Below are 3,297 nucleotides of genomic sequence, written 5' to 3' on the forward strand. Positions count from 1 at the left end.
CACCAAGGAATTTAGCTACATTCTGAGAAATTGTGTTGATCTGACTACCATTAATCGCATCATGTGAACTCTCACCAATGGTACCATCTTTTACATTATGAAGTGCAACTGGTCCTGCATCCTTACCTTTTCCTAAAGTTACACTCGTGTAATCAATGCTGCCATTATCATCATCTTTTTTATCGTAATGAACAACAGCTGAATCATCAGACTGAAGGCTGCTAGAAAGCTTCTCTAAACTTTGATCAAGTTGCTCTTTGTTAACCGCTTCATTATTCTTCGTTGCTGCCTTAACACCTGAAAGTGTCCGATCTGCCTGCTCCTTATTTGCGATATTGAGTTCTGTACCTTCTACTTCTTTACCAATATTGATAACTTTTGTCTTTTCATCCTGCTTGGCAAGGCTATCACTCACTACATTGGTCACATCATTATGAACATTCGTAATAGAACTCGCAACACCAGCAAATGCTTCCGATACACTATTGTAAACCTTTTCCTCACCAGCACTACCATCAGAATTGACAGTTTTAAGCTTGAAGGTGGGGGCAACCCATTCTCCATTCTCATAACTAGCGCCACCACCAAAATAGCTAGCAACCGTCCGATTGACTGAATAAAGCTGACCACCTGTAATAGCATCTGTTGATTTAGCGCTAATCTCACCATTTGCTAGAAACGTAATTCTACTGTTTTCTTGTGTCCTTACAGCTCTGCCTTTTTCTTCTTGCTTCTTCTCATGACGCGCGACAAACGCATGTGCAGTCTCGCTCCAATTCAAGGAATCCTGCGCTACCCCTTCAGAAACTTCCTTAATCCGTGCATTTACATTCTTGATATTATCATCAAGACCAGTAAATGCACTACCAACATTTTCAAAACTAGCACTTGCTACCGAACCATCCGTATCAACCTTCGATAACTTGTAGGTTGGTCCTGTAAACGTACTGCCAACAAATTTTGCATCACCACCAAGGAATTTAGCCACATTCTGAGAAATCGTGTTGATCTGGCTACCCGTAATTGCATCACGTGAATTTTCAGCAATGGTACCCTCTTTTACATTATGAAGCGCAACTGGTCCTGCATCCTTACCTTTACCTAAAGTTACACTCGTGTAATCAATGCCGCCATTATCACCATCTTTTTTATCGTAGAGAACCACTGCTGAATCATCAGACTGAAGGCTGCTGGAAAGATCCTTCAGACTTGCATCAAGCTGCGCTTTATTGACTGCCTCGTCTCCATTTTGCGCTGCCTTAACACCAGAAAGAATTCGAGCATCACCATCACGATTTAAAATATTGATTTTATTGCCGCCTCTTTCCGCACCAATAGTAATAAGACCCATCCTATCCTGCTTAACAAGGCTATCACTCACTACATTCGTAATCTCTTTGCTGATCTCATTTTTTACATTCGTAACAGAATTACCAACTCCAGCCAAAGCATCCGCCACATTGCCATAGTCTATCTCTTCAGATTTACCATCATCCTTCACTGTCTTAACCTTAAAACTTGGAGCTTTCCATTGTCCTTGCTCATCATAACTAGCACCTCCACCAAAATAGGTTGCAAGTTGTTCGTTCAGCGAATAAAGCTGACCACCCGTGACAGCATCCGTTGAATTAGCGGTAATCTCACCATTGGCAAGAAACGTAATTCTACTGTTTTCTTGTGTTCTTACAGCTCTGCCTTTTTCTTCTTTGCTCTTTTCATGACGTGCTACAAAGGCATTAGCTTTATCGTTCCATAACAAAGCATCACCTTTAACTTGCTGAGTAATATTCGTTATGTTTTTAGTAAGTTCGCTAAACTTATTTGTTACATTATCATTGACATTCTTGATATTGCTATCAAGCTGGCTTTTGTTAACAGCGTCATTATTGTTCTTTGCTTCCCCAACACCAGAAATTATCCGATCCGCACCGCTTTCATTTGCAATATTGATTTCTGCGCCACCTACTTTTGCACCAATAGTGAGACGACTCGTTGTCTTATCTTGCTGAACAAAGCTCTCACTTTCCACTTTGGTAATCACATTATTAACCTGTTCAGTCAATTTATTCTGAACATTCGTGATAGAACTTCCAACACCGGCAAGTGCATCAGCTACATTCTGATAATTCTTGTCAAAAGAAGTACCATCCTCACCAAACTGCTTGATCTTAAAACTTGGAGCAGTCCATTTTCCTTGCTCATCATAACCTGCACCACCACCAAAATAAGTTGCAAGTTGTTCGTTCAGCGAATAAAGTTGACTACCCGTTACAGCATCCGTTGATTTAGCGCTAATCTCACCATTTGCTAGAAACGTAACTCTACTGTTTTCTTGTGTCCTGACAGCTTTGCCTTTTTCTTCTTGCTTCTTCTCATGACGCGCTACAAAGGCATTGACTTCATCATTCCATAACAAAGAATCCTGTGCTACTCCTTCAGAAACCTCTTTAATCCGTGCATTCACATTCTTGATATTTGTATCAAGACCTGCAAAAGCACTCCCAACATCATTAAAAGAGCCCTCTGTTATATTACCCTTCTTATCAATCTTGGATAAGTTATAAGTTGGTTCCGTCACGCTAGAACCAGAAACTCCTGCACCTCCACCAAAATATTTTGATGTATTCGCCATAGCCGTTTCCAGATTTCTCGCTGTGGACGAAAGACTCTCATTGGTTTTGCTTAACTGTGAAAAATTAACTGCATCGTTCGCTCCAGTGCCATCCGATACTCCTGTAATCTTTTTACCCCCAGCATCTATCCCAGAAATGATTATTTTCGGACCATTGGCTATCACTAAGCCTGTTGCATCTAAGGTATTTGTACCTGCCTTTACGCTCTCCAGTGTGATATCCTTTGCTAAATCAAATTTTACCTTATTGTCCTCTTTGCCTTTTGTAATATTTAGGTTGCTACTTCCAGCTGCCAAATCCATTGGGTTGGTTGAATCAACACTCGTCGTATCTGCACCATCAACAGAGAGATCCCAACTTGGAGTTATAGAGTCTTTTAGAGCTTTTAGCTGCGCAACATTCACGGCATCAGTGTCGTCCGCGCCACCTGCAACGCCAGAAAGAATTCTGGTCTTATTATCTTTATTGGTAATAGTGATTTTATCGCCATCTGTATCCTTACCAATGGTGATGTATTTCGTCTGCACATCTTGTTTAATAAAACTACTGGCTGCTACTTGTTCTTTTATTTCCTTCAGTTGTGCAAAATTCACCGCATCGGTGCTTTCAGTACCCGTTGCCACTCCAGTTATCTTTTTACCTCCAGCATCAACACCTCCGGTGG

1 pseudogene is annotated in these 3,297 nt (G+C 41.0%); it reads right to left on the minus strand.

The window, feature by feature from the left end:
* Window positions 1-3,297, minus strand: a pseudogene (locus tag ACFILH_RS05850) (hypothetical protein); the annotation flags it as partial.

This window comes from Bartonella sp. CL435QHHD, from assembly GCF_042195095.1.
In the GTDB taxonomy this organism is placed as follows: Bacteria; Pseudomonadota; Alphaproteobacteria; order Rhizobiales; family Rhizobiaceae; genus Bartonella.